At 77.0% G+C, this 4,491-nt stretch carries 5 protein-coding genes; 2 read left to right on the forward strand and 3 right to left on the reverse strand.

Annotated features, from left to right (window positions below):
* The coding region (locus JWQ92_RS12685) for an aromatic amino acid lyase (RefSeq protein WP_297344823.1) at positions 1–1,134 on the forward strand (1,134 nt) is incomplete at its 5' end.
* Here the strand turns inward: JWQ92_RS12685 and JWQ92_RS12690 are convergent.
* The 3 genes from JWQ92_RS12690 to JWQ92_RS12700 form a co-directional block, all read right to left on the reverse strand.
* Positions 1,106–1,615: a GNAT family N-acetyltransferase gene (locus tag JWQ92_RS12690; RefSeq protein ID WP_297344824.1), complete on the reverse strand. Its 510-nt coding sequence runs from the start codon at positions 1,613–1,615 to the stop codon at positions 1,106–1,108. The genes JWQ92_RS12685 and JWQ92_RS12690 overlap by 29 nt on opposite strands.
* Complete coding sequence (locus JWQ92_RS12695) at positions 1,612–2,961, reverse strand: aminotransferase class V-fold PLP-dependent enzyme (RefSeq protein ID WP_297344825.1); 1,350 nt, start codon at positions 2,959–2,961, stop codon at positions 1,612–1,614. Before JWQ92_RS12695 ends, JWQ92_RS12690 begins: the two co-directional genes overlap by 4 nt.
* Before the next feature lie 78 nt (positions 2,962–3,039).
* The gene (locus tag JWQ92_RS12700) at positions 3,040–3,951 is read right to left on the reverse strand and encodes a diacylglycerol kinase family protein (RefSeq protein ID WP_297344826.1); all 912 of its coding nucleotides are present in this window, start codon (positions 3,949–3,951) and stop codon (positions 3,040–3,042) included.
* A gap of 90 nt (positions 3,952–4,041) precedes the next feature.
* Here JWQ92_RS12700 and JWQ92_RS12705 point away from each other — a divergent pair.
* Positions 4,042–4,491: alcohol dehydrogenase catalytic domain-containing protein (locus JWQ92_RS12705; RefSeq protein WP_297344827.1), on the forward strand; the 450-nt coding region annotated here is incomplete at its 3' end.

Here is a 4,491-nt window from a genome sequence, read left to right on the forward strand (position 1 = left end):
GGCGGGGCCGGCGCGCGGCCGGTCGTCGCCGAGGCGCTCGTCGCGCTGCTGAACCGCGGCATCGTGCCGCTCGTGCGGGACCGCGGCTCGGTGGGGGCGGCGGACCTCGTGCAGAACGCCGCGGTCGCGGCCGTGCTCGTCGGTGAGGGCGCGGTCCTGGGTGAGGACGGCTCGATCACGTCCGGTGCCGAGGCGCTCGCGGCGGCCGGCATCGCGCCGCTCGAGCCCGCCGCGCACGAAGCCCTCTCCCTGATCAACACGAACGCCTTCGCGATCGCCTCCGCCGCGGTGCTCGGCAGCCGGCTCGAGACGCTGGCGGAGGCCGCTGACCTCGCGGTCGCCTACTCGCTGGAGGCTGCGGCCGCGCACCGGACTTCCGGGGGCCTCGGCCCCTTCAGCGCGGTCGTGCACGAGGACGCCGGCGAGGACGGCCGGGCCCTGTCGGCCGCGCGGATCCGGGAGGCGCTCGCCGGGTCGTTCCTCGAGGACCCGGACCGGGAGCGGGCGGTGCAGGACGAGCTGAGCTTCCGCTGCGCTCCGCAGGTGCACGGCGCGATCGGCGACACCGCAGCGGACCTGCTCGACGCCGTCGACGGGGAGCTCGCGGTTCGGCCGGAGAACCCGCTCGTGGATCCCGCGACCGGCACGATCACGCCGAACGGCAACTTCGCGCCCGTGGGGCTCGCCCTCGACCTCGAACGGGCGCGGATCGCCCTCGCCCATCTCGGGGCCGTGGCGGAGCGGCGGATCTCGGTGCTGTCCGGCCTCGCCGCGCCGCTGCGGGCGGCCGATGCGGCCGGGATCCCCGGGCTGCTCGCCTACACCGCCGCGGCGGCCGCTGCGCAGCTCCGCGCGCTCGCCGCGCCCGTCACCCTCGGCGGGGCGCCGCTCTCCGTCGTCGAGGACTACGCGACGTTCGCGTGGACGGCCGCGGAGGCCGGGCAGCGCAGCGCCGACCTGGTGCTCGAGATCCTCGCCGTCGAAGCGCTGCACGCCGCGTCCCTGGTGCGGGGCCGCACGCTGCGGCTCGGCGCAGGCACGGCCCCCGTGCACGACCGGCTCGTGGCCCTGCTCGACGCCGCGCTGCCGGCGGAGGACCTCGTGCTCAGCGCCGCGGCGGTGCTGGCTTCGTGAACCGCAGGTAGGAGACGACCTCCCAGTCCGCGGCGAGATCGAAGTCCGGGGCCCAGCCGTGCCGGAGGTAGAGGGCGACGGCCTCCGGCTGCCTGGCACCGGTCGTCAGCTCGAGGCCCGTGTAGCCGAGATCGGCCGCGCGCTGCTCGAGCTCGGCGAGCACGCGTCCGGCGAGGCCGCGGCGCCGGTGGGCGGGCGACGTCCACATGCGCTTCAACTCCGCGAGCGGGCGGCCGTCCGGCCCCTCCCGTCCCCGCTTCAGCGCTCCCCCGGCCACGAGCATCCCGTCCTCGACGAGCGCCACGAACCCGCCGCCATGCTCGGGCGCGAAGGCCGCGGCCGGATACCGGGTCAGCTCGGCGCTCGAGGGCACGCCGTCCGTCGGCTCGTAGCGGGCGTCGTAGTCCTCGGCGAGGGCGTCGACGAGCGGAGCGAGCAGAGGGTCGTCAGCGGCGACCCAGCGCACCTGAAGTGCCGTCACGAGGCCGCGCAGGCGCGCGGATCGGTCGGCTCGACGGCCCAGTCCGGGCGGGGGCGGTCGTCGCCGACGACGCGCCAGCCGCCCGCGTCCCGCAGGTAGCGGCCGCGCGGACCGGACGCGGCGAGCGCGGCGACGGCGCCGAGCAGCGCGGCGATGTCGGCCCTCGTCGTGCCGACCCCGAAGCTCGCGCGGAGCGCTGCCCGACCCCCGGTGAGGCGCGCGAGGGCGGGATGGGCGCAGAAGCCGCCGTCGCGGACGGCGATGCCCCACTCCGCGGAGAGCGCGAGCGAGGCGAGCCGCGCATCGAGCCCCTCGATGGTGAACGCGACGACGCCGACGTGCTCGAGGGCGTCGTCGAACAGGTCGAGCACCGTCACCCCTGGCACGGCGGCGAGGCCGCCGACGAGCCGCTCGCGGAGGTCGCGCTCGTGCGCCGTCCACGCCTCGGGGTCGAGGGCCCCGAGCTCGGTCAGCGCCCGCGCGAGGGCGAGCACCCCGATGGTGTCCGGCGTGCCGGCCTCGTGCCGGTCCGGCCCGAGCCGCCAGACCGGCACGGCGTCGGATCCGGTTACCGTCACCGACTGGACGGCGCCGCCCCCTGCGAGGTGCGGCCGGGCGGCGTCCAGCCAGTCGGCCCTGCCCAGCAGCGCGCCGACGCCGAACGGCGCGTAGGCCTTGTGGCCGGAGAAGGCGAGGTAGTCGATCCCGGTCGCCGCGAGGTCCACGCGGCGGTGCGGCACGAGCTGGGCGCCGTCCACGCCGAGCCGGGCCCCGGCGGCGTGGGCGAGGGCCGCGATCCGCGGCAGCGGGAGCACCTCGCCGGTCACGTTGGAGGCGCCGGTGACGGCGAGCAGCGCGGGTCGGTGCTCCGCGAGCGCGGCGGCGAGCACGTCGAGTGTCCCGTCGATCGTCGCCGCGGCCCGCACGACGGTGCAGCCGCCGGCCGCGCGCTGCCACGGGAGCAGGTCCGCGTGGTGCTCGATGTCGAGCACCAGCACCGACCCGGGCACCGCCGACGCCAGCAGGTTGAGCGCCTCGGTGGTGTTGCGCGTGAAGACGACGGCGTCGTCGGGCCGCGCGCCGAGGTGCCCGGCGACGGTGCGCCGGGCCTGCTCGACGGCCGCGGTGGCGAGGGTGCTGCGCCAGCCGGCGCCGCGGTGCACGCTCCCGAGGTGCGGCAGCACGTCGGCGACGTGCGCGGCGACGACCTGGAGGGCCGGCGCGGTCGCGGCGACGTCGAGATCGACGACTCGTGCCTCGCCCCCGCCGACGAGCGGCACCCGCATGTCCGCGCCGACCACCGGCAGCAGCGGGAGCGCGGTGTCGACCGGGGCGAGCAACGTCATGCCGCAACGGTAGGGAGGGTCACCGCCGGGCGCACGGAGGGCCCTTCATGCGACGACACACTCGACGCCCGAGCGTCCTCAGACGAGCACGCGGAGCGCGGCCGGCACGATCTCGAGCGTGACCGGCAGGTTGCCCATCCGCTCCCCGTCGGCGTAGACCACCGGAACCGGCGCACGGCGGTCCGCGACGTCGATCGTGACCACCCGGCCGCGTTCGATCGAGACGTGCTCGTCGTGCACGTGCTCGCCGGTGAAGACCCTCGGGAGCAGGCGGACGAGCTGCCACCGCGGCAGCGGCGTCGCCACGAGCACGTCGAGCAGCCCGTCGTCGACCTCGGCGTCCGGCGTGAGCCGCATCCCGCCGCCGATGCTCGCCGTGTTGCCGACCGTGACGAGCACCGCGTCGACCTGTCGGGCGTCGCGATCGATGGTGATGCGGTAGCGGTGGGGGGTGAGGCGGGCGAGCTCGAGCAGCACGGCGAGCACGTAGCGGGAGCGCCCGCGCGGCCGGCGCATGCCGTTGGCACGCTCGTTCACGGCGGCGTCGAACCCGGCGGAGAGCATGCCCGCGAACCAGCGGCCGGTGCTCGTACGGACGGCGTCGACGGGGCGGGTGCGCGGCTCGGCGCCCTCGAGCGACGACACGATCCGGTCGATCGCCGCCTCGGCGTCGTCGAACGGGAGCCCGAGGCCGCGGGCCACGTCGTTCCCCGTGCCGGCGGGGAGGATGCCGAGCGCCGCGTCGGAGCGGGCGATCGCGTTGACGACCAGGTGCACCATGCCGTCGCCCCCGACGGCGATCACGGCGTCCGGCCCCTCGCGGGCGACGCGGCTGCGCAGATGCCGCTCGAGGGCGTCCCCGTCGGTCGCCTCCGCCCGCGAGACCTCGTGGCCGGCGCGCTCGAGCCGGGCGGTCAGCGTGTCCGCCAGCCGTGGGGCGGACCCCGACCCGGCCGCCGGGTTCACCGCCACGATCAGCCGCACCACCACGTGCCGAGTGTGCCAGGGCCGAACGTCCGCCGGACGCGACTCGGGCGTTCCATCGGCACCGACCCAGCAACGGGCACGCAGAATGCCGCCATGCGTGCGATCGTCTACCGCTCCGCCGGCGGCCCCGAGGTGCTCGAGCTCGTCGAGGACCGGCCGGTCCCGGAGCCAGGGCCCGGGGAGGTCCGGGTGCGGATCGCCGTGTCCGGCGTGAACCCGACGGACTGGAAGAGCCGCGCCGGCACGGATCCGCAGGGCGACCAGGTGCCGAACCAGGACGGGGCGGGCACCGTCGACGCCGTCGGTGCCGGCACCGCCTTCACGGTCGGCGACCGGGTCTGGGTGTGGGACGCCGCCTACCGGCGGCCGGACGGCACCGCCCAGGAGCTGGTCGTGCTGCCGGCCCGGCAGGTCGTACGGCTGCCCGACCCGGCCTCGTTCGACCTCGGCGCCGCGCTCGGCATCCCGGCCCTCACCGCGCACCTCGCGCTCACCGCGGACGCGCCGGCGCGGCCGCTCGCACCGGGCGCGCTAGATCGGCAC

The sequence above is a fragment of the Amnibacterium sp. genome, assembly GCF_025463795.1.
Taxonomy (GTDB): domain Bacteria; phylum Actinomycetota; class Actinomycetes; order Actinomycetales; family Microbacteriaceae; genus Amnibacterium.